The sequence below is a fragment of the Streptosporangium lutulentum genome (genome assembly GCF_030811455.1).
GTDB classification, from domain to species: Bacteria; Actinomycetota; Actinomycetes; order Streptosporangiales; family Streptosporangiaceae; genus Streptosporangium; species Streptosporangium lutulentum.
The window spans coordinates 3,763,377-3,789,118 of record NZ_JAUSQU010000001.1 but is presented as its reverse complement, the minus strand read 5'-3'; the positions used below and the strand labels follow the sequence as shown (position 1 = coordinate 3,789,118).

Annotated in this window: 29 protein-coding genes; 19 read left to right on the top strand and 10 right to left on the bottom strand. The window is 70.4% G+C overall.

What is annotated here, in order from left to right; all coding sequences use genetic code 11:
* Positions 1 to 16 precede the first annotated feature (16 nt).
* From J2853_RS16975 to J2853_RS16945, 7 genes are all read left to right on the top strand, one after another.
* Positions 17 to 196, top strand: coding sequence for a hypothetical protein (locus J2853_RS16975; protein WP_307559045.1), 180 nt, complete (start codon positions 17 to 19; stop codon positions 194 to 196).
* 209 nt (positions 197 to 405) lie between these two features.
* On the top strand, positions 406 to 2,388 hold the full coding sequence (locus J2853_RS16970; protein ID WP_307559044.1) for a Xaa-Pro dipeptidyl-peptidase: 1,983 nt from the start codon (positions 406 to 408) through the stop codon (positions 2,386 to 2,388).
* 152 nt (positions 2,389 to 2,540) lie between these two features.
* Positions 2,541 to 3,185, top strand: coding sequence for a DUF4129 domain-containing protein (locus tag J2853_RS16965; protein WP_307559042.1), 645 nt, complete (start codon positions 2,541 to 2,543; stop codon positions 3,183 to 3,185).
* Positions 3,182 to 3,580, top strand: a complete 399-nt coding sequence (locus J2853_RS16960; RefSeq protein ID WP_307559040.1) for a hypothetical protein — start codon at positions 3,182 to 3,184, stop codon at positions 3,578 to 3,580. Before J2853_RS16965 ends, J2853_RS16960 begins: the two co-directional genes overlap by 4 nt.
* Before the next feature lie 2 nt (positions 3,581 to 3,582).
* Positions 3,583 to 4,560 (top strand): AAA family ATPase, encoded by a 978-nt coding sequence (locus J2853_RS16955; protein WP_307559039.1) that lies wholly within the window; start codon positions 3,583 to 3,585, stop codon positions 4,558 to 4,560.
* Entirely contained in the window at positions 4,560 to 5,807 is a 1,248-nt protein-coding gene (locus J2853_RS16950; RefSeq protein WP_307559038.1) for a DUF58 domain-containing protein, read from the top strand. Before J2853_RS16955 ends, J2853_RS16950 begins: the two co-directional genes overlap by 1 nt.
* Positions 5,804 to 6,478 (top strand): hypothetical protein, encoded by a 675-nt coding sequence (locus J2853_RS16945; RefSeq protein WP_307559035.1) that lies wholly within the window; start codon positions 5,804 to 5,806, stop codon positions 6,476 to 6,478. Before J2853_RS16950 ends, J2853_RS16945 begins: the two co-directional genes overlap by 4 nt.
* On the opposite strand, the gene J2853_RS16940 is transcribed toward J2853_RS16945, so the two are convergent.
* Positions 6,388 to 6,837 carry a MarR family winged helix-turn-helix transcriptional regulator gene (locus J2853_RS16940; protein ID WP_307559033.1) on the bottom strand — a complete coding sequence of 150 codons (450 nt, stop codon included), beginning with the start codon at positions 6,835 to 6,837 and terminating at the stop codon, positions 6,388 to 6,390. The genes J2853_RS16945 and J2853_RS16940 overlap by 91 nt on opposite strands.
* A 111-nt stretch (positions 6,838 to 6,948) precedes the next feature.
* On the opposite strand from J2853_RS16940, the gene J2853_RS16935 reads away from it, so the two are divergent.
* The 4 genes from J2853_RS16935 (at position 6,949) to J2853_RS16920 (ending at position 10,787) form a co-directional block, all read left to right on the top strand.
* A complete protein-coding gene (locus J2853_RS16935) occupies positions 6,949 to 7,887 on the top strand; it encodes an LLM class flavin-dependent oxidoreductase (protein WP_307559031.1) in 939 nt (312 codons plus the stop codon).
* A gap of 364 nt (positions 7,888 to 8,251) precedes the next feature.
* A complete protein-coding gene (locus J2853_RS16930; RefSeq protein WP_307559029.1) occupies positions 8,252 to 8,761 on the top strand; it encodes a GNAT family N-acetyltransferase in 510 nt (169 codons plus the stop codon).
* 190 nt (positions 8,762 to 8,951) lie between these two features.
* Entirely contained in the window at positions 8,952 to 9,122 is a 171-nt protein-coding gene (locus J2853_RS16925) for a hypothetical protein (protein WP_307559027.1), read from the top strand.
* Between the two features lie 291 nt (positions 9,123 to 9,413).
* Positions 9,414 to 10,787: an NADP-dependent succinic semialdehyde dehydrogenase gene (locus tag J2853_RS16920; RefSeq protein ID WP_307559025.1), complete on the top strand. Its 1,374-nt coding sequence runs from the start codon at positions 9,414 to 9,416 to the stop codon at positions 10,785 to 10,787.
* A gap of 71 nt (positions 10,788 to 10,858) precedes the next feature.
* Here J2853_RS16920 and J2853_RS16915 read toward each other — a convergent pair whose 3' ends face one another.
* The 3 genes from J2853_RS16915 to J2853_RS16905 all read right to left on the bottom strand — a co-directional run bounded on the left by J2853_RS16915 (position 10,859) and on the right by J2853_RS16905 (position 13,977).
* Positions 10,859 to 11,701 (bottom strand): class II fructose-bisphosphate aldolase, encoded by an 843-nt coding sequence (locus J2853_RS16915; protein ID WP_307559023.1) that lies wholly within the window; start codon positions 11,699 to 11,701, stop codon positions 10,859 to 10,861.
* Positions 11,702 to 11,714: 13 nt separating this feature from the next.
* Positions 11,715 to 12,623 (bottom strand): 1-phosphofructokinase family hexose kinase, encoded by a 909-nt coding sequence (locus J2853_RS16910; protein ID WP_307559022.1) that lies wholly within the window; start codon positions 12,621 to 12,623, stop codon positions 11,715 to 11,717.
* 88 nt (positions 12,624 to 12,711) lie between these two features.
* On the bottom strand, positions 12,712 to 13,977 hold the full coding sequence (locus J2853_RS16905; protein ID WP_307559018.1) for a Gfo/Idh/MocA family protein: 1,266 nt from the start codon (positions 13,975 to 13,977) through the stop codon (positions 12,712 to 12,714).
* Positions 13,978 to 14,052: 75 nt separating this feature from the next.
* Here J2853_RS16905 and J2853_RS16900 point away from each other — a divergent pair, with 75 nt between their 5' ends.
* From J2853_RS16900 to J2853_RS16880, 5 genes are all read left to right on the top strand, one after another.
* The gene (locus J2853_RS16900) at positions 14,053 to 15,246 is read left to right on the top strand and encodes an ROK family transcriptional regulator (protein ID WP_307559016.1); all 1,194 of its coding nucleotides are present in this window, start codon (positions 14,053 to 14,055) and stop codon (positions 15,244 to 15,246) included.
* Positions 15,247 to 15,365: 119 nt separating this feature from the next.
* Positions 15,366 to 16,637 (top strand): ABC transporter substrate-binding protein, encoded by a 1,272-nt coding sequence (locus tag J2853_RS16895; RefSeq protein ID WP_307559015.1) that lies wholly within the window; start codon positions 15,366 to 15,368, stop codon positions 16,635 to 16,637.
* 76 nt (positions 16,638 to 16,713) lie between these two features.
* Positions 16,714 to 17,694 (top strand): carbohydrate ABC transporter permease, encoded by a 981-nt coding sequence (locus tag J2853_RS16890; RefSeq protein ID WP_307559013.1) that lies wholly within the window; start codon positions 16,714 to 16,716, stop codon positions 17,692 to 17,694.
* The gene (locus J2853_RS16885; protein ID WP_307559011.1) at positions 17,687 to 18,505 is read left to right on the top strand and encodes a carbohydrate ABC transporter permease; all 819 of its coding nucleotides are present in this window, start codon (positions 17,687 to 17,689) and stop codon (positions 18,503 to 18,505) included. The genes J2853_RS16890 and J2853_RS16885 overlap by 8 nt, the downstream gene beginning before the upstream one ends.
* A 75-nt stretch (positions 18,506 to 18,580) precedes the next feature.
* Positions 18,581 to 18,961 (top strand): hypothetical protein, encoded by a 381-nt coding sequence (locus J2853_RS16880; RefSeq protein ID WP_307559009.1) that lies wholly within the window; start codon positions 18,581 to 18,583, stop codon positions 18,959 to 18,961.
* A gap of 25 nt (positions 18,962 to 18,986) precedes the next feature.
* On the opposite strand, the gene J2853_RS16875 is transcribed toward J2853_RS16880, so the two are convergent.
* Positions 18,987 to 19,229, bottom strand: a complete 243-nt coding sequence (locus J2853_RS16875) for a DUF2277 domain-containing protein (RefSeq protein ID WP_307559008.1) — start codon at positions 19,227 to 19,229, stop codon at positions 18,987 to 18,989.
* Between the two features lie 216 nt (positions 19,230 to 19,445).
* On the bottom strand, positions 19,446 to 20,753 hold the full coding sequence (locus tag J2853_RS16870; protein WP_307559006.1) for a glycine hydroxymethyltransferase: 1,308 nt from the start codon (positions 20,751 to 20,753) through the stop codon (positions 19,446 to 19,448).
* A gap of 103 nt (positions 20,754 to 20,856) precedes the next feature.
* Here J2853_RS16870 and J2853_RS16865 point away from each other — a divergent pair, with 103 nt between their 5' ends.
* The 3 genes from J2853_RS16865 (at position 20,857) to J2853_RS16855 (ending at position 23,533) form a co-directional block, all read left to right on the top strand.
* A complete protein-coding gene (locus J2853_RS16865) occupies positions 20,857 to 21,906 on the top strand; it encodes a PucR family transcriptional regulator (protein ID WP_307559004.1) in 1,050 nt (349 codons plus the stop codon).
* Between the two features lie 61 nt (positions 21,907 to 21,967).
* Positions 21,968 to 22,093, top strand: a complete 126-nt coding sequence (locus tag J2853_RS16860) for a hypothetical protein (protein ID WP_307559003.1) — start codon at positions 21,968 to 21,970, stop codon at positions 22,091 to 22,093.
* A 3-nt stretch (positions 22,094 to 22,096) separates the two neighbouring features.
* Positions 22,097 to 23,533 carry a WS/DGAT/MGAT family O-acyltransferase gene (locus J2853_RS16855; RefSeq protein WP_307559001.1) on the top strand — a complete coding sequence of 479 codons (1,437 nt, stop codon included), beginning with the start codon at positions 22,097 to 22,099 and terminating at the stop codon, positions 23,531 to 23,533.
* Here the strand turns inward: J2853_RS16855 and J2853_RS16850 are convergent.
* The 4 genes from J2853_RS16850 to J2853_RS16835 form a co-directional block, all read right to left on the bottom strand.
* Positions 23,420 to 23,950 (bottom strand): ATP-binding protein, encoded by a 531-nt coding sequence (locus J2853_RS16850; protein ID WP_307558999.1) that lies wholly within the window; start codon positions 23,948 to 23,950, stop codon positions 23,420 to 23,422. The genes J2853_RS16855 and J2853_RS16850 overlap by 114 nt on opposite strands.
* A 236-nt stretch (positions 23,951 to 24,186) precedes the next feature.
* Positions 24,187 to 24,732 carry a type 1 glutamine amidotransferase domain-containing protein gene (locus J2853_RS16845; RefSeq protein WP_307558997.1) on the bottom strand — a complete coding sequence of 182 codons (546 nt, stop codon included), beginning with the start codon at positions 24,730 to 24,732 and terminating at the stop codon, positions 24,187 to 24,189.
* A gap of 82 nt (positions 24,733 to 24,814) precedes the next feature.
* Positions 24,815 to 25,081, bottom strand: a complete 267-nt coding sequence (locus J2853_RS16840) for a DUF4031 domain-containing protein (protein WP_307558995.1) — start codon at positions 25,079 to 25,081, stop codon at positions 24,815 to 24,817.
* The gene (locus J2853_RS16835) at positions 25,078 to 25,629 is read right to left on the bottom strand and encodes a TetR/AcrR family transcriptional regulator (RefSeq protein WP_307558994.1); all 552 of its coding nucleotides are present in this window, start codon (positions 25,627 to 25,629) and stop codon (positions 25,078 to 25,080) included. Before J2853_RS16835 ends, J2853_RS16840 begins: the two co-directional genes overlap by 4 nt.
* Positions 25,630 to 25,742 lie beyond the last annotated feature (113 nt).

Here is a 25,742-nt window from a genome sequence, read left to right as displayed (position 1 = left end):
GTGAATCGGCAGGCCTATGAGCAAGCTCCACGCTTCCGCCTCCGCGCATGCCATCGAAGAATCGGTCCAAGGGCGGGTCCTGGTGGTGGCCGGACGAGAACGGGTGCTTGGAATCGAGCCAGGGGATTTTGGCGGCAAATCGCTCGGCAAATCGCTCGGCGGATCTGCGGATGTCAATCCTTTCTCGTCAGGTTGATTGAATATTCAGCTGATTGATGGTCTGAGATGTTCGCGGATCCCCAGGTTAGGGGTGATCGTGCCCACCGGCGTGAAACGCGCCGAAAATTCCACGTAACGCGTGATAGTCGCTTATTCGTTATACCTTCAATCTTGCAGGTCAAGATTGCTTCGACGAGATTGACCGGAGTTGTCAGGTTCTCGTCGACCCTCTGGGAGTTCTCCTCGATGAACAAGTGGAAGACAGTCCTCATCGCGCTGGCAATGGCCGTGCCTTCCGGCGTCCTGCCCGCCGCGGCCGCGCAACCCGCCGCCGCGTCCCCCGCCGTCGCGCGGCCCGCGACCGCGCCGATCGAGAACAACGAGACCCAGCCGGTCTACTCGCGGACCGACGCCCTGACCGAGACCGTGTTCGTCGAGGTCGCCGGAGTCGACAGCGACGCGGACGGCCGCCCCGACCGGGTCGCGGTCGACATCATGCGGCCCAGGGAAACCGCGTCGGGGTTGAAGGTCCCGGTCATCATGGAGGCCAGCCCCTATTACGCGGGCGGCAACGACGTGCCCAACCACGTCGTGGACCTCGACGGCTCAGACCCGGCGGGCATGGAATACCGGCACAACAAGTTCAACGACCTGCGTGACGAGATGTTCGGTCTCGACGACTCGAGCGCGGCCCGCGCGATCGCGCAGCCGTTCACCGGTTACTACGACAACTACTTCGTCCCTCGCGGCTACGCGGTCGCGCTGGTGGAGAACCTCGGCTCGGGTCGCGCGACCGGCTGTCCGACGACCGGTCTGGACAACGAGGCCGCCGGGCCCAAGGCCGCGATCAACTGGCTCAACGGCCGGGCTCGCGGGTTCGACGTGGCCGGAAACGAGATCAGGGCCGACTGGTCCACCGGCAAGGTCGGCATGATCGGCGTCTCCTACAACGGCACGCTCCCCAACGCCGTCGCCGCCACCGGGGTCCAGGGACTCAAGACGATCGTGCCGATCGCCGCCATCTCCTCCTGGTACGACTACTACCGCGCGAACGGCGGCGTGCTGGCCCCGGGCGGCTACCAGGGTGAGGACGCCGACGTGCTCGCCCGCTACGTCCTGACCCGCGACGACGCCGACCAGGCCTGTGGCGCGCTCATCGACCGGATCGAAAAGGACCAGGACCGCGTCACCGGCGACTACTCCAGATTCTGGGACGAGCGCAACTATCTCAACGACGTGCGAAAGGTGCGCGCCAGCGTGTTCCTGGTGCACGGTCTCAACGACTGGAACGTCAAGACCAAGCAGGCCGTCCAGTGGTGGAAGGCACTCGCCAAGGAGGACGTGCCGCGCAAGATCTGGCTGCACCAGGGCGCCCACTTCAACCCGTTCTCCTTCGCCCAGCGCAACGCCGAGTGGCTGCGCCAGCTTCACCACTGGTTCGACTTCTACCTGTACGGCCTGCGCAACGGCATCATGGACGAGCCGCAGGCGGACGTGGAGTCGGGTCCCGGCCAGTGGGCTCAGCACGACTCGTGGCCGCTGCCGGGCACCCGTGACGTGCGGCTGAACCTGTCCGCCGGGATCTACGGCAAGAACGGCGCCCTGAGCGGCAGCCGCCCCCGGGGTCACGCCGCCGAGTCCTTCGTCGACCAGAACGTCCGCACCGCCGAGCAGCTCGCCGCGAACGTCGTGACCACCGACCCCAACCGGCTGGCCTACCTGTCCAGTCCCATGACCAGGGACGTGCGCCTGTCCGGCACCCCGAAGGTCTCGGTGAAGGCGGCCTTCCAGGGCGGGCGCTCGCCGTACCTGACGGCACTGCTCGTCGACTACGGCACCGACGCCCGCGCCTACGGTTCGGTCGTCTACGGCGCCACCCCGGTCTGCTACGGCCAGGGCGTGCCGGGCGACACCGGCTGTGCCAGGCTCGCCGAGCACGTCACGGTGACCGCCCCCTACAAGATCATCACCAGGGGCTGGCTCGACGTCCGCAACCGTGAGTCCGTCTCCCGGACCGAACTGCTCCGCGAGGGTCGTTTCCACGACTTCGACGTCGACCTCCAGCCCAACGACTACATCGTCAAGGCCGGCCACCGGATCGGTGTCGTGCTCATCTCCACCGACCGCGACTTCACCCTTCGCCTGCCCGCCGGAACCGGCGTCTCGGTCGTGCCCGCCGACAGCTCGGTCACGCTTCCCCTGGTCGGCGGTCGCTCCGCCCTGGATTAGTCCTTTCAGCCGGGCGGGCCGCCGCGGGGGAGCCGATCCCCGGCGGCGGCCCGTACGGATTCCGGTTCTTGACGGCGAGGCGGCGCGCTGATGGAGTAAGCGGCGATATGCTCCGTTTGAGAAGCTCACTACCGGTCTGGTGGCATCGGTGGATGCCGTTCGCCCTGGTCATGGTGGGGCTGGCGGCCGTCGGGCTCGCCGCGGGCGGAATCCGGCTCGACGCCGCTCTCGACCTGGACGTCCTCGTCCCGGATCTCGACGGGCGGAGCCCCGCCCCGGTCCTGGATCGGAGCATCGGCGTCCTGCCCGTGGGGGACGACCCGATGGGAGAGTTCTCCTTCTGGGCCCTGGTCGTGATCGGCGCCGTGATCGCCGCGCCCATGATCGTCATGCTGATCCGGATGCTCACCCGTTCGGACGATCGCCCGCCCGCCACCCGCCCGGCACGGGAGCCCGCACGGGAGGAACCGGTGGCCGCCGCCGGCGAGGTGCGGGCCGCGCTCCGGGCGGCCCTGTCCGACCTCGACGCCGGGGACGACCCACGCCGCGCGGTGATCGCCTGCTGGCTCCGGCTGGAACACGTGGCCGCCGGGGCCGGAACCCCGCGACTGGCCGCCGACACCGCCGCCGACCTGGTCACCCGGCTGCTCGCCGCGCACCGGGTGGGCGAAACCGCGCTGGGCCGCCTCGCCGACGCCTACCGCCAGGCGCGGTACGCCCCGCACGAGGTGACCGGCGCGCTGCGCGTCACGGCCCGGCGGGCGCTGGCCGAGGTGGACGCGGAGCTGTCACCGTGACGGTCGTCCTGTGGCATCTCGGGATCCTGGCCGTCGCCGTCACGCTGGCCGTCGTGATCGTCCGCCGGATCCCGGTCGTCTCGTCGAGGCCGCCCGCACCGCCTCAGGCGACCCGCGCCGCGGAGGCGGCGGACCGGGCGTTCGCCGCGGTCCGGTGGTGGGAGCACCGGCTCGCCTCCACCCGGGACGACCTGCCGAGGTTCCACTCGCTCGTCCAGCGCCGCCTGGCCGAACTCGTCGTGGAACGGCTCCGCCGGCGACACGGCACGACCGGACCCGCCCGCGCCGCGGAGATCCTGGGCGCCGAACTGCACGAACTGATCACCGTCCCCCTGACGGCGGTCCCGACCCGCGCCGAGCTGGCCCGCCTGATCGCGCGCATCGAGGAGATATAGACATGGAACTCGCCGACGTCGGCAGGCACGCGGGCGAGGTGATCGACCGGGTCAACACCGTCGTGGTCGGCAAGCGCGACGCCCTGGAACTGGTACTGGCCGGGATCCTGGCCGGCGGCCACGTGTTGCTGGAGGACTTTCCCGGCCTGGCCAAGACCCTCACCGCCCGCTGCTTCGCGCAGGTCCTCGGCCTGGACTTCACCCGCCTGCAGTTCACCCCCGACCTGCTGCCGGCCGATGTGACCGGCTCGTTCCTCTACAACCAGCGCGACGGCGACTTCGTCTTCCGCGAGGGCCCGGTCTTCACCAACCTGCTGCTCGCCGACGAGATCAACCGCACCCCGCCCAAGACGCAGGCGGCGCTGCTGGAGGCCATGCAGGAACACCAGGTCAGCGTCGAGGGCGTCACGTATCCGCTGGAGGCGCCGTTTCACGTGCTCGCCACCGCCAATCCGATCGAGTACGAGGGCACCTACCCCCTGCCCGAGGCCCAGCTCGACCGGTTCCTGCTGCGGGTGTCCTTCGGTTACCCGTCCCCGGAGGAGGAGTGGGCGATCCTGGGGCGCCGGATGGCCCGCCGTACCGAGGAGACCACGCTCGAACCCGTCGTGGACGCCGCCACCCTGAAGGAGATGCAGCGGGCGCTGGAGGACGTGGCTGTGGAGGATTCGGTCGGCCGCTACATCGTCGACCTCGTGTCCGCCACCCGAGACCACCCCCAGCTCCTCCTCGGCGCCTCCCCCCGCGGCTCGCTCGCCCTCCTGCTGACCGCCCGCGCCTGCGCGGTGCTCGACGGCCGCGACTACGTCATCCCCGAAGACGTCAAGCGGGTCGCCCCCGCCGCGCTGTCCCACCGGATCGGCCTCCGCCCGGAGACGTGGCTCCGCCGCGTCGACCCCATCTCGATCGTCGAGGAGATCTGCGCCCGCACCCCCGCCCCCGCCTCCGGGCACCTTCCCGCCTACACCGGTGGCACGTGATGTGGACCTCCACTCCGGCGCTGCGGCGTGCCGTCGTCCTCAGCGCCGGGCTGTGCCTGCTCGCGACGACACTCGGCCGGGTGGACCTGCTGGTCATGGCCGTGCCGTTCGCCCTGGGCACGGCCCTCACCCTGCGCTCCCGGCCGGCGGGGCCGCCCCGGGCGGCCATGCGCCTCGACGACACCGACATCGTGGAGGGCGGCGACGTCAGCGCCTCGGTCACCGTGGACGGTGACCCCTCGGCGCTGTGCGTGGTCAGCCCCGTCTTCTCGCCCGGCCTCGACCAGGACGTCGGGCACCACGTCGCGGAGGTGCCCGCCGAGGTGACCCTCGCCGGTACGGCCCGGCGCTGGGGCGTCCACTCGCTGGGACCGGTACGGGTCCGGGTGATCGCCTGCGACGGGCTCCTGGAGTTCCCCGAGCTGGTGCTGCCCCCCAGGACCGTGCGGGCCCTGCCGTCCGCCGAGCCTTTCGCCTCGCACGCCTTCGTGCCCCGAGCCGACGGGATGTCCGGGATCCACGGCTCCCGCCGGTCCGGCGAGGGCGGTGAGCTCGCCGGGGTGCGGCCCTACCGGCCGGGCGACCGGCTGCGCCGCATCGACTGGCGGACCACCCTGCGCACCCGCGAGCCGTACGTCAACGCCACCCGGCCCGAACGCGACGCCGAGATCGTGCTGCTGCTGGACGTCCTGCACGAGGCGGGCGGCGACGACGGTACGGCGAGCGTGCTGGACGCCACGGTCCGGGCCGCCGCCGCGATCGCCGAGCACTACACCCGTCAGGGTGACAGGGTCTCCCTGACGGAGCTCGGGCCCCGGCTGCGGAGGCTGCGTCCCGGCACGGGCCGGCGGCACTACCTGGCCCAGCTCGCCTGGCTGGCCGACACCAGGGTCATGCCCGGAGGCTGGGACGCGCTCGGCGACCGCCCGCCGCTCGCCGGCCGGCCTGCCTCGAACGCCCTGATCATCATGCTGACCCCGCTCCTGGACCCGCGCAGCGCCACGGCCCTGGCCACCCTGGCCCGCACCCGCCGCTCCCTGATCGCGGTCGACACCCTGCCCGCCGGACTTCACCACCGGACCGGGACCGAGTGGTCGGACCTGGCCGAGCGGCTCTGGCGTCTGGAACGCGAGAACATCATCGGCCGCCTGCGTGAGGCCGGGGTTCCGGTCGAGGTCTGGCGTGGCTCGGGCAGCCTGGACGCGGTCCTGCGAGACGTCGCCCGGATCGCCGCGGTGTCGCGATGAGCACGCTGCACTCGCTGAGCTGGCGGGCGATGGTGTGGGCCTGCGGAACCGCGGCCCTGCTCGTCGCGATGCCGCCGGACTACCGCGCCGGGATCGTGATGCCGCTGTTCGCCGCCCTGATCGGCCTGCTCGCGGCCGCGGAGCCGGAAAGCCCCTGGGTGCTCTCCCTGGAGGTCGCCACCGTGGTGGCCTGGCTGCTGACCACCGTCGTGTACGGCTACGCCCCGTCCTGGATCGTGGCGCTGGCGATCGGGGCGCTCCTCTACATCCACCACGCCATGGCCGCCCTCGCGGCTCACCTCCCGGTGCCGGCGCGCATTCCCCTGTCGCCGCTCATCGCCTGGCTGGGCCGGCTCGGGGGCGTGCTCGCCGCGTCCGTGGCCCTGTGCCTGCCCGTCACCGCGCTGGCCGGCGCGTCCCTCGCGATCCCCTCGGCCGTGGCCGTCGTCCTCGGCGCCGGGGGAGCGCTCGGCGTCGCCTACGTTCTGACGAGGCCGGAGAAGGAGGGACGCGGACGCGCCGAACGGCCGGGCACGGCGGCCACGGCCCGACCGGGTGCCAGGCCGCGCGTCCCCGGACGTCAGTCAGCGGCCTTCGGGGTGATGACCAGGGTCCGCAGGGCGCGGACCAAGCGGTCCGCGTCCGAGCCGGAGAGCGGGGCGAGGAACTGACGCTCCATCTCCTGGCGGGCGTGCTCGGCCCGGCGTAGGCGGTCCTGGCCCGCCGGTGTCAGCTGCACGGTGTTCTTGCGCCGGTCCTGGGCACTGCGGTGGCGCTCGACGAGGCCCTTGCCTTCCAGCGCGTCGACGAGCGCCACCATCGTCGTGCGGTCGACGCCGAGTCTGCCGGCCGCCTCCAGCTGGGACAGCGGGGATTCGGTCGCGAGCACGGCCAGGATCGCCAGCTCGCGGCCGTCGATTCCGAATGGCGCCAGCGCGTGCGCGGACGCCTCGGTCAGTTGCAGATATGCGTGCTTGAGCAGATAGCCCAAACGGGAGGCGAGGGGATTGGACGGTGCGTCGCCGGTCATGCCCAGCATCTTACCCGAGCGCTGATAGTCAGCTTCGCTGACGATCGGCTATAGTGACGGAACTGCCACCTCCAGGCGGTGGCACGTCGAGTCGAAGGGCGCGTACACATCGTGAGCGACCAACACCAGGGCGGGGTGACGTTCGGCATCAAGACCACCCCGATGCGCGTCTCCTACGAGGAGATCCTGCGCGTGTGGCAGGAGGCCGACGCCCTGCCGCAGATTACGGACGCATGGCTGTGGGGCCACCTGATGCCGATCGCGGGCCCGAGGGACGGGCAGATCCTCGAAGGGTGGACGCTTCTGAGCGCCCTCGCCGCGCAGACCCGGCGACTGCGGCTGGGGCTCCTGGTCACGAGCAATCGAATCCGTCAGCCCGCCGTCCTGGGCAAGATCGCCACGACGGTCGACGTGATCTCCCGGGGCCGTCTGGTCATGGGCCTCGGCGTGGGCGGCACTCGTCAACCGCCCAACGCCGGAGGCGTCGCAGGTGAGAACCCCGCCGTCGCGGAGTACGACGCCTACGGCCTGACCTTGGTCCCACCGGCCGAGGGCATCGCCCGCCTGGCGGAGACCATCGCCATCCTCAAGTCCATGTGGACGCGGGACGTCTTCGACTTCCACGGTCGCCACTACACCCTCAAGGGCAACCGCAACGAGCCCAAGCCCGTCCAGCGACCGGGCCCACCGCTGCTGGTCGGCGGCTGGGGGACCCGGACCCTGCGCCTGGTGGCCGAGCAGGCGGACATTTGGAACATCCCCGGCCCCCCGCACAACACCCTCGACTACATCGTCCAGCGCGGCCGCGTCCTGGACGCACACTGCGAGGCCATCGGCCGGGACCCGCGGGCGATCACCCGCTCCGTGCAGTACATCGTCTCCTACGACGACCCCGCCGGTGACCGCAAGGCGATCCTGGATCTCATCGCCGCCGGCCTGACACACATCGTGCTCAGCCTGCGAAGCCCCTACCCCGCACAGGTCGCACAGCGGCTCGTCGACGAGATCATCACTCCTGTGCGCGAGGCCCAGTGCGCTTCGAAGGCATAGGTCCTCATCGGCCCTGTCGGCTACTTGCCGTATTTTGCGGGACTTCCACGCCCCAGGCCCGCTTCCAGCGAGCGTATCGACGTCGTGTCTCCTGAACGCGGGACCGGGGCACCGCTCTTTCGGCGTCAGCGCAGTCGCGATCTCGCCGTCGGCGCCGGCCTCGGAACCTGAGGCGGAGCGCTCAGCCGGGTCCGCCGGCGCGTCCAGGGGATAGATCGTTGCCACCACCCGGGAGGACGGACGAGCATGCGCGCCTCTCGGAGGCCGGGCCGAGATCGTCTTTTCCTGCAAATTATTTGCAGTTACTGTAATGTGCAACTGCTTTTTCTTTGCGAGAGTGTACCGAGCTCGATACTGTGATCTTGTGACCAGAGACTTCACGGTGTTCCCGGCTTCCCCGGGCGACGGGGATGTGGTCGGCGAGATCCACGCGGAGTCGTGGAAGGCCGCCTACGCCGGCTTCTTCTCTCCGGAGTTCTTCGCCGAAGCGGTAAGGCGGCGGCGCCACAAATGGCACGACGTGCTCGCCGAGGGCAAGGACACGGTCCTGCTGGCCGCCCTGGACGGGCGCTCGCTGGCCTACTCCTACTTCGGCTCCTCATCGGAGCGGCCGGAGTCAGCGGAGATCTTCGGCTTCTACGGTCACCCGGACGGCTGGGGAAGCGGGGTCGCGAGTGCCCTGATGACCGCCTCCCTGCGAGGGATGCGCGAGGACGGCTTCGGGCGGATCCATCTGTGGACGCTACGTGACACGCCCCAGTCCCGCCGCTTCTACGCCAAGAGCGGCTTCACGGAGTCGGGTGCGGTCCGCGGCCACGACTTCGGTGACGGCAACCCGGTCGAGCAGATCGAGTACGAGCTGATCCTTCGCTGAGGGTCCGAGAAGCCCATGATCGCTCGCGTCCGGGCCGGAGCCGAAGAGAGGGTCCGGCCCGCCACGGCCGATCGTCCGGTCGCGAACCCTGATCATTTGCCGGACAGTCCCTAAGGCCTGACCCTGGCTTGTCCCTGACTTTGGCCCGCACCTCTGCCGCCGGGCCGTACCGGCGCATAGCGTGGTGGGCATGGGACGAATTCTGTTGATCGTGGCGGCCGTGGTGCTCGCCTTCTTCCTGCTCGGCTCGCTCCTGGGCATCATCTTCGGACTGCTCAAGTGGGCTCTGATCATCGGTCTGGTGGCCGTGGTGGTCATGTTCGTGGCCCGGCTCTTCCGCTCCTCCCGCGTCCGGGACTGATCGCCGGCCGGTGGGCTCCATCACCGGGTGATCGTGTAAAGCCCTCGAAAAGGGGCACGTGGCCGGTGTCCGATTCCCTCTCACCGCTCAGGGAGCGGAGAGAGGGATACTGGACATAAGGGACGGGACGCCGACTTTCGCGGGCTCCCGCCCGTGCCGCGTGTGGCCGAGGCCGTGGAAGGCCGGTCCGTTCTCGCAGGCGCGGGCCGTGCCGCGGACCGGCCCCCGTCCGGGAGCTCTCAAGCCCGACCGCCCCGTTGTCCGAGGGCGAGGGTTGCCGAGGAGGTACCGATGGCGATCGCGACGATCAATCCCACCACCGGGGAGACGCTGAAAACCTTCGAACCGCTGAGCGAGCAGGAGCTGGACGAACGGCTCGCGCTCGCCGCCGCGGAGTTCGAGACCTACCGGGCCACCGACTTCAAACAGCGGGCGGCCTGGATGCACGGCACCGCGGACCTGCTGGAGTCGGAGCAGGAGCGGGTGGCCCGGATGATGACCACCGAGATGGGAAAACCCCTGGCCCAGGCCCGGAGCGAGGTGGCCAAGTGCGTGAAGGGAATGCGTTTCTACGCCGACCACGCCGAGGCCTTGCTGGCCGACGAACCGGCGGACGCATCCGCCGTGGGAGCGCGGCGGGTTTACGCGCGCTACCAGCCGCTGGGGCCGGTGCTCGCGGTGATGCCGTGGAACTTCCCCCTGTGGCAGGCGATGCGGTTCGCCGCCCCGGCGCTGATGGCCGGCAACGTGGGGCTGCTCAAGCACGCCTCGAACGTGCCGCAGACCGCGCTTTACCTGGGCGAGTTGTTCACCAGGGCGGGTTTCCCCCGGGGCTGCTTCCAGACGTTGCTCATCGGGTCCGAGCAGGTCGAGCGGGTGCTGCGCGACCGGCGGGTGGTGGCCGCCACCCTGACCGGGTCCGAGCCGGCCGGCCGGTCGGTCGCGTCGATCGCGGGCAGCGAGGTCAAGAAGACCGTTCTGGAACTGGGCGGTTCGGACCCGTATATCGTGATGCCGTCCGCCGACCTCGACGGCGCCGTGTCCACCGCGGTCACCGCGCGGGTGCAGAACAACGGCCAGTCCTGTATCGCGGCCAAGCGTTTCATCGTGCACGCCGACGTGTACGCCGACTTCACCGAGCGGTTCGTGGCGCGGATGGAGGCGCTGCGCGTGGGAGACCCGGCGGACGAGTCGACCGACGTGGGGCCTCTCGCCACCGAGCAGGGGCGTGACGATCTGGAGTCGCTCGTGACCGACGCGGTCGTCCGCGGGGCGCGCGTGCTGTGCGGGGGATTCACTCCCGACCGGCCGGGCTGGTTCTACCAGCCGACCGTGGTCGCCGAGGTCACCCCCTCGATGCGGATCTTCTCGGAGGAGGCGTTCGGCCCGGTGGCCTCGCTGTACCGGGTGGAGAACATCAACGAGGCGCTCGCGCTGGCCAACGCCACCGACTTCGGGCTCGGCTCCAACGCCTGGACCACCGACGAGGGCGAGCAGGAGCGTTTCATCGCCGACCTGGAGGCGGGCGTCGTCACGATCAACGGGATGGTCGTCTCCTATCCCGAGCTGCCGTTCGGCGGTGTCAAGAACTCGGGCTACGGCCGGGAGCTGTCCGCGCACGGCATCCGCGAGTTCTGCAACCTCAAGACCGTCTGGGTCGGCTGAGCCGCGGGCGGGATCCGGGGCCGCCCCATCCGGGAGACACCTGAGAGCGTCTCCCGGATGGGGCGGCCCCGTCACGGCAGGGGCGGATGGGGCCCGGTCAGCACCCTGAGCAGGTGGGTGACCTCGCGGGCGACGGCGTCACGGCCGCGCCCGAGATATTTGCGGGAGTCGACGACCTTGTCGTCGGCGGCCAGGTGATCGCGGATTCCACGGGTGAACGCCCTGTTCAGATGGGTCGCGATGTTGATCTTCTTCATGCCGTGCCGTACGGCTTCGCGCAACGTGTCGTCGGGCACGCCCGAGGAGCCGTGCAGCACGAGCGGGACCGGTACGGCGGCGCGCAGCTCGGCGATCAGAGCGAGATCCAGCACGGCGTCCTTGGTGGTCATGCCGTGCGAGGTGCCGACCGCCACCGCCAGGGCGTCCACGCCCGTCCTGCTCACGTAGGCGGACGCCTGGTGCGGATCGGTGCGGGCGCCGGGCGCGTGCACTCCGTCCTTGCCGCCCACCTCGCCCAGCTCGGCCTCCACCCAGACGCCACGTTCGTGGCACCAGGCGGCGATCTCGGCGGTGCAGACCAGATTCTGCTGATCGGGCAGTGCCGAGGCGTCGAACATCACCGAGCCGACGCCGAGCGCCACCGCCTCCTCGACCAGCGCCCGGTCGGTGGCGTGGTCGAGATGGACCGCCACCGGCACCGACGCGGCGCGGGCCACGGCGAGCGAGGCCAGGGCGATCGGGGCCAGCGCGCCGTGGTAGCGCACGCAGTTCTGGCTGATCTGCAGGACGACGGGGACCCCGGCCGCCTCCGCTCCCGTGACGATCGCCTCCGCGTGTTCCAGCTGGATGACGTTGAAGGCGCCGACCCCGGTCCGGGCGCCGCCGATGATGTCGCCGATACCGGCCACGGGCATGATGAACTCCGATCTAGGACACGTTGATCCGGCGATGGACGTCCTGGAACGTCCCGTGGTCGATCTCGCCCGCCACGGGCGTGGCCACGGCGGCGGCACCCAGGGCGGCGGCCAGCCTCAGCCTCTCCGGCCACGGCGTTCCCTCCACCACCCCCATCGCCAGCCCCGCCACGAGGGCGTCGCCCGCCCCCGTCGGATTGCCCGCCACCCTGTACGGCATGCGCGCGCGCCAGGTCCCCTCGGCCGTGACGGCCACCAGCCCGTCGTGCCCCATGGAGACCACCACGGCCGCCGCGCCCGCCTCTCTCATCAGCTCCGCCTGCCGTTCGGGCCCCGTGGCCCCGGCGGGGGATGCCCGTGCGAGTTCCTCCAGGTTCGGCTTGACGATGGAGGGACGCCCGGTGGGGGCGTGCCTGAGGGCCTCACCGTCGGCGTCCACGAGTGCCGGGATCCCGCGATCGGCCGCGCGGGCGGCCAGCGTCGCGTAGAAGTCGGCCGGAACCCCGCGCGGCAGGCTTCCGGAGAGCACGACGGCGGCGGCCCCGGTGAGCGCCTCGTCGAACCCGTCGAGGAACCGCCCGAGCTCCTCCGGCGTCACCAGCGGCCCCGGCTCGTTGAACAGGGTCGTCCCCGAAAGCCCGGTGACGGTGAGGGTGGTGCGGGAGTCGGCGTCGACGGCCGTCAGGGCGTGCGGGAGCGCGGAGGCGGTGAGGTCGATCGCGAGGGCCTGCCCGGTGGGGCCTCCGGCGAGACCGAGGACCAGGACGTCGTGGCCGAGGGCGGCCAGGACGCGGGCCACGTTGACGCCCTTGCCGCCCGCACGGCGGTGGGGGCTCTGGACGCGGTTGACGCCGTTCCAGTCGACCTGATCGATCCGGTAGGTGACGTCGAGGGCCGCGTTCAGGGTGACGGTGACGATCACACCGTCCGCCCCGCCGCGGCGCGGCGCCGGCGCTCGGGCCGTGAGGCGGTCCCGGTCCCGGCGTGAGGGGTCATGCGGCGTTCCTTCCTCACGCGAGTCCCTGCCTGTCCAGGTGAACGACGGTGTTCGTGGTCCGGGCGCGTTCGGCGGCCCACACGACGCGATGGGTGGCGAGGCTCGTGGCCGCGTCGGAGGAGAGCAGGGTGGGGTCGCCGGTGGAGACGGCGGCGAGGAAGGCCTCGGTGAGCGCCCTGTCGCCGCCGCTGTGGCCGTCGGCGGCGGACGAACCGGAGCCGCCGTGGCCGTCGATGCTCTCCTCGTCTCCCGTCCGGAAGTCGACCAGGCGCAGGGTGCGGCCGTCGCCGTCGATGTAGCCCCGGGTGCCGAGCAGTCTGGTGCGGCGGTGCTCCATGGGCGTGAAGGCGCTCATCGTGAACGAGCAGGTGGCCCCGCCGGGGAACTCCATGTTGACCACCTGGTGATCCACGACGGTGTTGTCGCAGGCGTAGACGCAGCGGCCGTACGGTCCCGTGCGCAGTGCCTCCAGCACGCCGGCCTCGGTGTGCTTCTCGGTGACCGCGCTCAGGGGCCAGAACTCGCGGGCGGGATCGCCGAGGCAGCCGAGGTAGAGCCTTTTCGCCGAGTACGGGCAGTCCGCTTCGATCGGGCAGTCGACGCAGCGGTCCGCGGCCTCGGCGGGGCGCTCCTCCGCCCGGAAGTGGTTCAGGTCGCCGAAAGAGCTGATCTTGGCTGGTGTGTCGCCGAACAGGTGGATGAGCCAGTCGATGTCGTGGCAGGACTTGGTCAGGAGCATGGGCGCGGAGGTGTCCTCGCGGCGCCAGTTGCCCCGGACGAAGGAGTGGGCGTGGTGCCACCATCCGACGGGCTCCAGGTGCTGGACGCTGACCAGCCGGCCGATGCGGCCCTCGCCGAGCAGCCGTTTGAGCGTCCGCGTGTACGGCGTGTAGCGCAGGACGTGGCAGACGGCCAACATGATCTTGTTGCGCCGGGCCGCGTCGGCGATCGCGGCCGCCTCGCGCTCGCTGGTGGCCATGGGCTTCTCCAGGAGGAGGTGATAGCCCAGATCGGCCAGCCGTACGGCGGGGGCGGTGTGCAGCTGATCCTGGGTGGCGACGACGGCCGCGTCGGCCAGCCGCCCCGCCGCCGCGAGGTCGGCCCAGTCGGCGTACACCTGCTCAGGGGGGACCCCGAACTCGGCCGCCGCGCTCTCGCGGCGGTGGTGATCCGGCTCGGCGATCGCGACCACCCGCCCGGTGCCCGCCGCCAGTGCGTGCCGCGCGTAGGACTGCCCGCGTAGCCCGGCCCCGACGAGGGCTAGAGTCACCCCAGACATGTGGACCTTTCCCTCCATAATTACGCTGGAGTCCACCATTATTAGTCGTAATGAAGCGGATCTCAAGGGGGCGCGATGGACGAAGGCCTGAGCGGGGGAGACCTCTCCCGGCTCCGCCGGCTCAACGCTCTCGCGGTCATCGGGGTCTTACGCGGAGAGCGGGCGCTCACGCTCACCGAGGTCGCCCGGCGGACGGGACTGTCCCGCGCCTCCACCGAGGACGTGGTCCGCGAGCTGCTGGAGCACGGCTGGATGACCGAGGCCGAGCCCACCGCGGGCACGGTGGGACGTCCGGCCCGCCGCTACCGGTTCCATTCGGACGCGGGCCGGGTTCTCGGCGTCGACATCGGCGGTCACAAGATCCTGGCACTGGTGGCCGACCTCGACGGCGCCGTCACGCACACCGCCAGGACCGCCGTCACGCTGAAGATGGGACGCAGGCAACGGCTGGCCGCCGTGGACCGGACCGTCAACGCGGTCCTGGCCGACGCGGGCCTGGCGGCCACCGAGGTGTGGGCCTCGGGTGTCGCGACGACGGGCCTGGTCGACGCGACCGGGCGGGTCATGCTGTCGGAGGCGCTGCCGGAGTGGACGGGCGTCGATGTGGCCTCCCACGTCGGGCGGCTGGTGAGCGGCCCCGTCCTGGTGGAGAACGACAGCAAGATCGCGGCGCTGGCCGAGTCCTGGCGCGGAGTGGCCAGGTACGCCAAGGACGTGGTCTTCATCCTCGCGGGCCTGCGCACCGGCGCGGGTCTGATCATCGACGGGAAGCTGCACCGGGGGTTCGGCAACGCCGCGGGCGAGATCGGCTCGCTTCCCGCGGCGAGGTGGGTCCAGGCCCCGGACCACCTGAGATCCTGGACGGGCGACGGCTCCCACGCCGATCCCGACACGGTGATGGAGGACGTCTTCCTGGCCGCCCGGGGCGGGGACCGCAAGGCGGCCTCGGCCGTGCGGCGCTACGTCAGGGACATCGCGGTCGGCGCCTCGGCGCTGGTCCTCGCGCTCGACCCCGAACTGGTCGTGATCGGAGGAGGGTTCTCCCGGTCGGGGGATCTGATCCTCGAACCGTTCCGCCGCGAACTGGACCGCTGGTGCATCCGCACTCCAGAGGTCCGCGTGTCCGGCTTCGGCGACGAGGGAGTGGCGCTCGGCGCGGTCCGCCTGGCGCTGAACCACGTCGACTCGGTGCTGCACAGGCGAGGCGAGCTCGCCTCGCCGAAACAATTCCTGGCGGGTGGACGGTCCCGCGACCGAGTCGAACCTTGACTTAATTTCCATGGACTCCATGATTAGTTGAAGCTCGTGGTCACGGCAGGGGGCGGCCGGCCGGGGACCGGCGTGGAACGCGGGGCGGGCGGCGCGCCTCGTTCACGGGAGGATCGGGAATGCGGAAGTCGACGCGGTTCGGCGCGGCCCTGCTGGGCGTGCTGCTGGTCGTCTCCGCGTGTTCGGGCGACGGCGAGTCCGACGCCGCGGGCGGCCGTGACAGGATCACGCTGTCGTACGCGATCTGGGACAACAGCCAGAGACCCGTGATGGACGAGCTGGGCAGGGAGTTCACCAGGACCCACCCGGACGTCACGATCGACGTCCAGCTCGCCCCCTGGACCGACTACTGGACCAGGCTCAGGGCCGCGGCCGGCGGCGGAGCGGCGCCCGACGTCTTCTGGATGAACGGCCCCAACTTCCGGCTCTACGCCTCCAACGGGATGCTCCGGTCGCTGGAGAAGGAGATCGCCAGGGACGGGGTGGACCTGTCGGTCTATCCCAGGCCGCTGGTGGACCTGTACACCCTGAACGGCGAGCGCTTCGGCCTGCCCAAGGACATGGACACGATCGGTGTCTGGTACAACAAGGCGCTGTTCGACGCCAAGGACGTCGCCCATCCCGCGGACGACTGGACCTGGGCCGACTTCCAGTCCGCCGCGGCCAGGCTGACCGATCCGGCCGCGGGCGTGTACGGCACCGCGGCGATGCTCGGCAGCTTCCAGGAGTGCCAGTACAACACGATCGCCCAGGCCGGGGGACACGTGATCTCCCCGGACGGGAGGAGATCCGGCTACGACGACCCGAGGACGATCGCGGGACTGCGGTTCTGGACCGACCTGATCAGGGCGGGGCGGTCGCCCGACCTGATGAGCATGACCGACACGGTCCCGCTCCAGCTGTTCGAGGTGGGAAAGATCGCCATGTACTGGGGCGGTTCGTGGAACGTCGCGGAGTTCTCCGCCAACGCCTACACCAGGGGCAGGGTGGACGTGGCGCCCCTGCCCAGGGGCGAGAGGCGGGCCACGGTCATCCACGGGGTCGCCAACGTCGTGTCGGCCACGACCGGGCACCCCGAGGAGGCCTGGCAGTTCGTGAGGTTCCTCGGCTCCAGGCAGGCCGCGGACATCCTCGGCAGGAAGGGCCCGATGCCGGCCCACACCGGCACGCAGGACGCCTGGGTGAGCGCGCACCCGGAGTTCGACCTGCGGACCTTCGTGGACGCGGTGGCCTACGGCGTGCCGTACCCGGTGTCCGCGAACACCGCCGCCTGGAACGAGTCGGAGCTCACCCACCTCGCCAGGGCCTGGACCGGCGAGGTGCCGGTCGAGGAGGCCGCCGCCGGCCTGGCGGCGGAGATGAACGCCCTGCTGTCCAGGGAGAGATCATGAACGCCCCGCTCCGGGGAACGTCGACGAGTGCCCCGCTCCGGGTGACATCGACGAAAGCCCCGCTCCGGGTAGCGACATGACGCTCACGACGCGATCGGGTGACGCCCGTGCCGAGCGCGGCGCGCCCCCCGACAGGAAGCCCCGCCACCCGGGGGGCCGGGGACGCGGGCGGGTCGCCGAAGCGCTGTGGGGATACGCGTTCATCGCCCCCACCGGGATCGGCCTCGCCGTGTTCCATCTCTGGCCGGTCCTGCAGACCGCGTACTTCTCGCTGACCGAGTGGGGATACTTCGGCGGTCACACCTGGACGGGACTCGACAACTACGCCCGGCTCCTCGCGGATCCGGAGGTCGGCCGGGCGCTGGTCAACACCCTGGGCTACACGGCGCTGGGACTCGCCGGGATCCCGCTGGCCATCGTCTTCGCCGCGCTGCTCAACCAGAGAGGACTGCGCGGGGCCGGGGTGTACCGCACGCTGTTCTTCCTGCCGGTGGTCACCATGCCCGTCGCCGTCGCCATGGCGTGGAGATGGCTGTACAACGGCGATTACGGCCTGATCAACCACGGCCTGTCCCTGGTCGGCGTCGACGGGCCGCACTGGGTGGCCGACCCCGCCACCGCCCTGTACGCCCTCGCGGCCGTGGGGATCTGGAGCGGCCTCGGCTACAACCTGATCATCTTCCTGGCCGGGATGCAGGCGATCCCCCGGGAGTACTACGAGGCGGCCGAGATCGACGGCGCCGGCCGGATCACCCAGTTCTTCAGGGTCACGCTGCCCCTGCTGTCACCGACGGCGTTCTTCGTCTCGATCATCTCGGTGATCGGGTCCCTGCAACTGTTCGACCTCGTCTACGTGATGGCCGGATCGGGGCCGGCGGCGCGTGCCAACCCCGCCTTCCCCCGGCTCCAGACGGTGGTCCAGCTGTTCTACGACAGGGCCTTCGTCACCAACGACCGCGGCTACGCGGCGGCGATCGTGGTGATGCTGCTCCTCCTCATCACCGCGATGACGGCCGTCCAGTTCCGGCTGCAACGACGGTGGGTGCACTATGCGTGAGCCCAGGGCCCGTCTCGGCGCGCACGTGGCGCTGATCGCCGCTTCCCTGGTGATGGTGACGCCGTTCGCCTGGCAGATCGTCACCTCGCTCAAAACGCTGAGCGGTGCCACCCGGGTGCCTCCCTCGTTGCTGCCCGAGGGGCGCTGGGAGAACTACGGCCGGATGTTCGAGCTGCTGCCCTTCGGCCACCAGTTCCTCAACACCGTGCTGATGGCGGCCGGCCGGACGGTCGGGCAGGTGCTGCTGTCCTCGATGGCCGCCTACGCCTTCGCCCGGCTCCGATTCCCCGGCCGGGGCCTGCTGTTCGGGGTGTTCCTGTCGGTGCTGATGGTTCCGCCGCAGCTGTTCGTCATCCCGCAGTACGAGATCATGTTGTCGCTCGGCTGGCTCAACACCCTGCAGGCGCTCATCGTCCCCGGCCTGTTCAGCGCCTTCGGGGTCTTCCTGCTGAGGCAGTTCTTCCTCGGGCTGCCCCGCGAGCTGGAGGAGGCGGCCCGTCTCGACGGCGCGGGGCCGCTGCGGATCTACTGGTCGATCATGCTGCCGCTGGCCAGGCCCGGGCTGGTCGCGCTGTCGGTCCTGGTGCTGCTGTGGTCGTGGAACGACCTGCTCTGGCCGCTGGTGGTCAACACCGATCCCGAGCGGATGACGCTCTCGGCCGGACTGGCCTCCCTCCAGGGGCAGTTCAGGACCGACTATCCGGTCCTGATGGCGGGTTCGCTGGTCGCCTCCCTGCCCGTCATCGCCGTTTTCGTCTTCCTGCAGCGTCAGTTCATCCAGGGCATCGCCCACACCGGTATCAAGGGCTGAGAAACGCACGGAGCACGACATTTTGGACGCACCATTTATGTGGATTTATCCCATGAAACATGGAAAAGTGCGCCCGTGCCGAATCAGCGAACCGGTCCAGGTGGACAGTCACCCGACAGCCGTCTCGCGTCCGTCTTCCGCGCCTCCTCCGAACTCGTCGCCTGGATCGCGACCCCGTGGGCCCTGTGGTCCTTCTCCATTCCGCTCGCGATCCTGTCGGTCGTGGTGCTCATCGGCCTGCCGACGGTGTTCACCACCCCCGGCGACAAGGCACACGGGATGATCGCGGTGCCCGGGGCGGTGACCATCGCCCTGGTGCTCATGCAACTGGCCGCCGCCGTGATCTCCTCCTGGGCCGCCTGGTACCCGGCGATCGCGATCGTGGTGAGCGTGCTCGCGGCGGCCTGCCTCGTCACCGAGATCCCGCGCTGGCGCTGGCTCGTGACGCGGAGATGACCGTGTGACCCGTCCTTGACGGAGATCAGCCGGGTTGGTCGACGCCGGCCTCGGCCCGGGAGACGTGCTTGAGCCGGAGGTCGTCGAGCAGGATCCGGGTCGCGGCGGATATGGCGTCCACGGCCCGGTCGAAGGCCTCGGCGTTACGGGCGGAAGGGGAGCGGAAACCCGACACCTTGCGGACGTACTGGAGCGCCGCGGCTCGCACGTCGTCGTCGGTCACGTCGCTGGTGTAGGGCTCGCGAAGGGTCTTGATGCTCCGGCACATGGCAAGACGGTACGCCGTGTCCGGGCGTCCGCGCGATCCTTTCGGGCATCTGCCGCCGCGATCCGGAACCGCCGACGGCCATCGTACGGATCTTCGTCCCGTACGTCCTGTCGCGGAGCTCCGACGGAGCGCGCCCCTTCCGCGCGGCGGTGAGGCGAGAACGGACCGGCCCGCCAGAGGGGCAGGCCCCTGGGGGTCGAGCGGGCCGGTCCGGGATCATGGGATGGAACGGCGCAGGGCCACCGTGTCCTGCAGCACCTTGAGCGGGTCCTGGCGGTCGATCAGCAGACGGCGCATCAGGACCGCGATCTCGCGCATGCCGCCGGGGCCGAAGCCTCGTCGGGTCACCTCCTGGGTGCCGATCCGCAGGCCGCGCGGGGGTTCGCCGGGAGCCTGGCCGGGCAGGCCGACGCCGCTGAGGTAGACGCCGCCCTCGGCCAGCAGCCGGGCCGCGCCGCCCCCGCCGCCGAACGCGGCGGCGTCCACCGCCACGTGGTGGGAGGCGGTCCAGCCCAGATCGGCGGCCGCCACGGTGAAGCCCTCGCCGTCCAGCGCCGCGGCCAGGGAGGCGGCGCCGGCCATGCAGCGGTCGGCGTAACCGGGGCCCCCGGCGGCGTGCTCGGCGGCGGCGACGGCCAGCGGGGCCAGCCGGGAGGCGTCGTAGTTGGCGGTCAGCCCGGGATAGGCGGCCGTCGACACCCGGCGCGCGAGGTTCTCGTCGCGGGTCACGACGGCCGCGCCCGGCGGGCCGCCGAAGGACGTGTAGGTGGACATGGTCACCAGGTGCGCGCCCTCGTCCAGCGGTCGCTGGAACCGGCCGGCCGCGATCAGCCCGGCCGTGTGCGAGGCGTCGTAGACCAGGAACGCCCCCACCTCGTCACACGCCTTCCGGATCCGGGCCACGTCGTGGGGGAACAGCATCAGGCTCGCCCCGATCACCACCAGCGTGGGCCGGTGCCTGCGCAGGAACGCCGGCAGGGCGGCGTGATCGACGTCGAACCGCCCGGCGTCGTAGGGCAGGTCGACCACTCGCAGGGCGCGGATCCCGGCCGCGCCCTGGGCGTGGTGGCTGGTGTGGCCGCCGGCGTTCGCGGGCAGCACCGCGATCGTGTCGCCCGGCAGGGTGAGGGCGCTGTAGCAGGCGAGGTTGGCCAGCGTCGCGCTCTGCAGCCTCACCTCGGCGAACTCGCCCCCCATCACCGCCGCGACCTGGAGCGGGGCGAGCACCTCCAGCACGTCCAGCTCGTCCAGACCTGTCTGGAGCTTGTCCCCGGGCCACCCCATCGACGGGCGGCTGCCCAGGGAGGCCTCGTGGGCCGCGCGGGCTCGCGGGCTCATGGTGTTGGTGCCGGCGTAGAGAACGATGCCGTCCTCGTCCAGACGGCCCCGGTGCTCCGCCAGCACCGCGTCGACCAGCCGGGTGATCTCGTCGAGGCCCAGTCCGGCCAGTTCGGACTCCAGCTCCGCCAGGCGTCGCTGCGCCCGGGGCGGTGCCCAGGGCGCGACCCGGCTGCGCTCCTCCACGACGGTTCCTCTCACGGGGTGATGGGTGTGACGGTATGGCCCACGCCGAGAGGAGTCATCGTCCCGCCGGTGGAGATCCTTCCTACATCTGTAGGATCTGAGAGTGATCGCGGACGACGTTCAGGACCTTCTTGAATCACTGGCCGTGGCCGTCGGCCGGGGCATGTCCGTGGACGACCTCGAGGGCCGGGTCGTCGCGCACAGCGCCCACCACGGCGAGGTCGATCAGGTCCGGGCCCACGCCATTCTGTCACGGTCGGTTCCGGCCGAGGTCGAGGCCTGGCAGGAGGCCCACGGGGTGACGAAGACCTGCGAGCCGGTCCGGCTTCCGGAGAATCCGGAGCTGGGCATGGCGCCGCGGCTCTGCGTGCCGCTGCTTCACCAGGACAGGCGCGTCGGCTATCTATGGATCATCGAGGGCGCGGGCCCGCTGAACGCCGAGGAGCAGGCCAGGGCCGTCCACGACGCCGCCGTGATCGCGGCCCTGCTCGACGACGGCGGGAGTTCTCACACCCTGCGACGCCTGCTCACCGGAGAGATCGCCGTACGGCGGGCGGCCGGAGTCCTCGGCGAGGGACCGCTGCGCGTCCTGGCCCTGCGCAGTGATCCCGCGAACCTGCGCGAGGCGGTCGGCGCGGAGCTCGTACGCATGCGCCGGCCTCCGGCCTTCACGATCCTGGACCGGCACGCCGTGCTGCTGCTGAACCAGCGCGAGGACGCGCAGGCTCTGGGAGAGCGGCTGGCCGCGGGCACCGGGGGAAAGGTCGGGATCAGCGCGGTCCACCCGGAGCTCGAATCCGCCCTGGAGGCCCACCGGGAGGCGATCGCCGCTGCCAGGGCCGCGGCGGCCGAACCGGGGCTCGGGGCGGTCGCCCGCTGGCCCGATCTGGGCGTCTACCGGCTGATCGCCGAGCCCACCGCGACCCCGATCGCCGCGCTGCGCGAGCATCCGGCGCTCATGGTGACGCTGGAGGCCTACCTGGACGGCGGGGGAGACGCCCAGGAGACCGCCCGGATGCTCCACCTGCACCGCACCAGCCTGTACTACCGGCTGGGAAGGATCGAGGAGCTCACCGGGCGGAGCCTGAAGAATGGGGCGCATCGGTTAGAACTCCATCTCGCGTTGAAGCTGATTCGCTGGAATGCGGTGTAACGGCACATAAACCGGGCACAGCTCTGCGGTGCTGGAGTTGATCGGCGGAATTGTCACTGTCATGGTCGTGCTCGTGATAGCCGGGCTCGCGCTGCTCATCGTCTCGGTGGTCGTGCTGGCCGCCCTGGCGGTGTTGGCCCTGATGACCTCCCGGGAGCAGGATGGGAGTACGACTTCCCGGAGGTAGACGGTGCGGCAGCTCAGCGCGGTGGACACGCAGTTCCTGAATTTCGAGACCTCGACGAACGTCGCGAACATCGCGGGGCTGGCGATCCTGTCCGGCGGGCTGACCCGCGGCGACCTGGTCTCGCTGCTGGCCCGGCGGCTCCACCTGGCCGCGCCGTTCCGCCGGAGGCTGGTCTTCGTGCCGTTCGGTCTGGATCATCCGTACTGGACCGAGGAGACCAGGATCGACCTCGACTACCACGTGCGCGAGATCGCGCTCCCCGCGCCGGGCGACGACGAGCAGCTGGGCGAGCAGGTGGCCAGGCTGCACGCCCGCCGGTTGGATCGGCGCCGCCCGCTCTGGGAGATGTACCTGATCCACGGCCTCGCCGGTGACCGGACGGCCCTTTACATGAAGGTCCACCACTCCGCTGTCGACGGGGTCACCGGCGCCGACGTGCTCGCCTCCCTGCTGGACACCTCGGCCGAGCCCGCCGAGATCGAGATGGCGCCTCCGGGTGAGCCCGAAGAGCGGATCGAGCCCCGGGAGATGGTCGCCAGAGGGGTGGCCAGGGCCGTCGTCAACCCGGCGAACACGGTGAAGTTCCTGATCAACGCCGTTCCGCACCTGGACGAGATCCCCCTGATCTCCCAGGTGCCCGGAGCGGGGCTGGTCTCGCGGATCACCCGGGATCTGGTCAACCGCCTGTCCGGTGGCACCCCGGTGCCCGCCCTTCCCCGCCTGACCGTGCCCCGCACGCCCTTCAGCGGCAGGATCACCGCCCACCGCCGGTTCGCCTTCACCACGCTGCCGCTGAAGGACGTCAAGCAGGTCAAGAACGCCTTCGGCGTCACGGTGAACGACGTGGTGATGACCGTGTGCGCGGGGGCGCTGCGGCAGTGGCTGCTCAAGCACGACGCGCTGCCCGAGCAGCCGCTCGTCGCCGGGGTGCCCTTCTCGCTCCGCGTTCCCGGCGACCACAGCGTGGGCAATCAGGTCACCATCATGATCACTACTCTGGCCACGCAGGTCGCCGATCCGCTGGAACGGCTGCTGGCCGTACGGGACGCGATGGAGCTGATCAAGGATCGCTCGTCGCTCGCCCCGGCGCGCTGGCTCCAGGAACTCAGCGACATGATGCCCTCGGCCCTGACCGGGCTGGCGGCCCGGGCGGCCTTCAACCTCTTCGCCGGGAGCGCGGGACCGATCAACGTTGTGATCTCCAACGTTCCCGGCCCGCAGATCCCGCTCTACGTGAGTGGAGCCCGGCTGCTCTCCTATCACCCCGTCTCGGTGGTCACCGACGCCAGCGGCGGACTCAACATCACGGTCTTCTCCTACGACGGCTCACTGGACGTCGGCGTGATCACCTGCCGGGAGATGGTTCCCGACGTGTGGACGGTCACCGACTACCTCAGGGACGCGCTGTCCGAGCTCAAGCTCCTCGCTGAGCAGCAGTGACAGACCGGGGGCGTCCTCGACGAAGTGCAGGATCTTCTCCAGGCAGACGATCGAGCCCCGCTCGTGCCTGTTCACGAAGCGGATGTCGTCGGCCAGCGCCTGCATGATGAGCAGGCCGCGGCCGTGTTCGGAGGTGGGGGACGGGGAGGACGACACTCCCGGGAAGTCGAAACCGTTCCCCGCGTCCACCACCTTGATCACGCAACGGTCACGGCAGAGTTCGGTGCTCACCATGTAGTCGTCGCTGGGGGTCGCGTGCTGGATGACGTTGGAACACGCCTCCGAGAGCATGAGCTGGATGTCCTCCCGGATCTGTGGCACCACCCCGAGAGCACCCAGCGAGGCGTCCAGCAGTTGTCTGATGACAGGAACACTCGCGGCGTCACGCGGTAGACGCAACGCGATCGTGGCCTCCACAGTCTCCTCCTTCACGGCTGACGACTAGAGCCTTGCCCCACCTTGGTCGTCCTAACCGAACAGAGGTGATCGTGTCTGCGCGATGATCTCCAGGGACCCCCGGGACCGCAGGGGCCACAGGGATTGTCGGGGTTCGGATGTCTCCGGAACCCCCGCGGCCGGGGGACGGTCCGTCCCGCGACCGCGGGTGAGTTCCGGCGTGCGGGCCTCAGCCGGAGAATTCCGACGTGCGGGCCTCAGCCGGAGAAGGCGTCGACGGCGGCCTGGTTGAAGGCCTTGAGGTCGTCGGGCTTACGGCTGGTGATCAGGGTGTTCGGGCCGGATCCGCAGACCACGACCTCCTTGTCCTCCCAGGTCGCGCCCGCGTTGCGCAGGTCGGTCTGGAGGCTCGGCCAGGAGGTGACCGTCCGGCCGCGCACCACGTCGGCCTCGACGAGGGTCCAGGGCGCGTGGCAGATGGCCGCGACGGGCTTGCCCGCGTCGAAGAAGCCCTTCACGAACCGGACGGCGGCCGGCACGGTTCGCAGCATGTCGGGGTTGGCGACGCCGCCGGGCAGTACCAGCCCGTCGAAGTCGGACGCCGACATCTCGTCGACCGTCGCGTCCACCGGGAACCGGTCGGCCTTGTCGAGGTGGTTGAACCCCTGGATCTGCCCCGGTTGGGTGGAGATCAGCTTGGGGGTGCCACCCGCCTGCTTGACGGCCTTCCACGGTTCGGTGAGCTCGACCTGCTCGACGCCCTCCGGCGCCACGAGGAACGCGATCGTCTTGTCGTTGAGCATGGGTTCCCCCTTTGATATGCGGTTATGTCCTTCAGGGGCGGGTCATGCCCGACATGGGGATGTCTATGCGAAGGGCATGGATTCAAGGGCGAATTTTGCGACGACGCAGACCTGACGCGATGAGCCGGGTGACGAGTTCGCGCGAGGACACGGCCTGCGCGCCCAGCGCGACGGCCCGCTCGTAGACGGTCTCGGGAACGTCGTAGTGGTCGCGGTCGAACGCCCGCGGCGGCACGCCCAGGCGCGAGGCGAAGGCGTGCAGCTCCTCGGCCGAGCTGTCGCTGACCAGATGTGACCAGAGCAGATCGCGGGGACCCGGCCAGTTCGGCGGGTCGATGAGCACGCTCACCGCTGGATGAGTTCCAGCGCGACCTCCAGGGCGGCCGCCTGGCGCTCGTCGTCGGGGAGTTTGTCGTCCTTGAGCATGAACCAGGCCGCGTGCATGGAGAACAGGGCCATCGAGTTCTTCAGCCGGGTGCTGGTCGAGTCGTCCGGGTCGACGAGGAAGGTGATCAGATCGAACATCCGGTCCCGGGTCTTCTCCATCACGGGGTGATGCTTGAGCGCCGTCTGGTTGCGCTCGGAGAATCGCATGACCTCGTGGTGCCGTCCCCGGTGCAGGTCCTCGGAGTAGCGGCGGATCAGCTCGCGCCGGGTCTCGTCGGTGCGCGGCTGGGTCTCGGCCCAGGCGATCAGCTCCTGGACCGCCCGCAGTCGATCCTCCGCCAGGCTGGTGACGATGTCGTCCTTGGTCCTGAAGTGATAGTAGAGGGCCGCCTTGGTCACGCCGAGAGCCTCCGCGATCTCCCGAAGCGAGGTCGCCTCGTACCCTTGCTCGATGAAGAGCTTCAGCGCGATCTCCTGAATGCGGGTCCGGGTGTCCGGGTGTTCCCTCATAATCCCCTCTGGGCTTAATCGGCTTGACGGTCTGAAAGTAGCGGCTTACATTTCCATCGTATCCGACGCTAGCCGGTCGGCAGGTAAGCCAGAGATTCTTTTCCTCGTAAAGG

Bases quoted from the DNA above. Each gene is read 5' to 3' on its own strand.
- J2853_RS16895 (WP_307559015.1), top strand. From the start codon at position 15,366: ATGCGGAAGTCGACGCGGTTCGGCGCGGCCCTGCTGGGCGTGCTGCTG.
- J2853_RS16940 (WP_307559033.1), bottom strand. From the start codon at position 6,837: ATGACCGGCGACGCACCGTCCAATCCCCTCGCCTCCCGTTTGGGCTAT.
- J2853_RS16835 (WP_307558994.1), bottom strand. From the start codon at position 25,629: ATGAGGGAACACCCGGACACCCGGACCCGCATTCAGGAGATCGCGCTG.
- J2853_RS16965 (WP_307559042.1), top strand. From the start codon at position 2,541: ATGCCGTTCGCCCTGGTCATGGTGGGGCTGGCGGCCGTCGGGCTCGCC.
- J2853_RS16920 (WP_307559025.1), top strand. From the start codon at position 9,414: ATGGCGATCGCGACGATCAATCCCACCACCGGGGAGACGCTGAAAACC.
- J2853_RS16885 (WP_307559011.1), top strand. From the start codon at position 17,687: ATGCGTGAGCCCAGGGCCCGTCTCGGCGCGCACGTGGCGCTGATCGCC.
- J2853_RS16860 (WP_307559003.1), top strand. From the start codon at position 21,968: ATGGTCGTGCTCGTGATAGCCGGGCTCGCGCTGCTCATCGTCTCGGTG.
- J2853_RS16945 (WP_307559035.1), top strand. From the start codon at position 5,804: ATGAGCACGCTGCACTCGCTGAGCTGGCGGGCGATGGTGTGGGCCTGC.
- J2853_RS16900 (WP_307559016.1), top strand. From the start codon at position 14,053: ATGGACGAAGGCCTGAGCGGGGGAGACCTCTCCCGGCTCCGCCGGCTC.
- J2853_RS16845 (WP_307558997.1), bottom strand. From the start codon at position 24,732: ATGCTCAACGACAAGACGATCGCGTTCCTCGTGGCGCCGGAGGGCGTC.
- J2853_RS16955 (WP_307559039.1), top strand. From the start codon at position 3,583: ATGGAACTCGCCGACGTCGGCAGGCACGCGGGCGAGGTGATCGACCGG.
- J2853_RS16875 (WP_307559008.1), bottom strand. From the start codon at position 19,229: ATGTGCCGGAGCATCAAGACCCTTCGCGAGCCCTACACCAGCGACGTG.
- J2853_RS16970 (WP_307559044.1), top strand. From the start codon at position 406: ATGAACAAGTGGAAGACAGTCCTCATCGCGCTGGCAATGGCCGTGCCT.
- J2853_RS16925 (WP_307559027.1), top strand. From the start codon at position 8,952: ATGGGACGAATTCTGTTGATCGTGGCGGCCGTGGTGCTCGCCTTCTTC.
- J2853_RS16915 (WP_307559023.1), bottom strand. From the start codon at position 11,701: ATGCCCGTGGCCGGTATCGGCGACATCATCGGCGGCGCCCGGACCGGG.
- J2853_RS16890 (WP_307559013.1), top strand. From the start codon at position 16,714: ATGACGCTCACGACGCGATCGGGTGACGCCCGTGCCGAGCGCGGCGCG.
- J2853_RS16975 (WP_307559045.1), top strand. From the start codon at position 17: ATGAGCAAGCTCCACGCTTCCGCCTCCGCGCATGCCATCGAAGAATCG.
- J2853_RS16905 (WP_307559018.1), bottom strand. From the start codon at position 13,977: ATGTCTGGGGTGACTCTAGCCCTCGTCGGGGCCGGGCTACGCGGGCAG.
- J2853_RS16950 (WP_307559038.1), top strand. From the start codon at position 4,560: ATGTGGACCTCCACTCCGGCGCTGCGGCGTGCCGTCGTCCTCAGCGCC.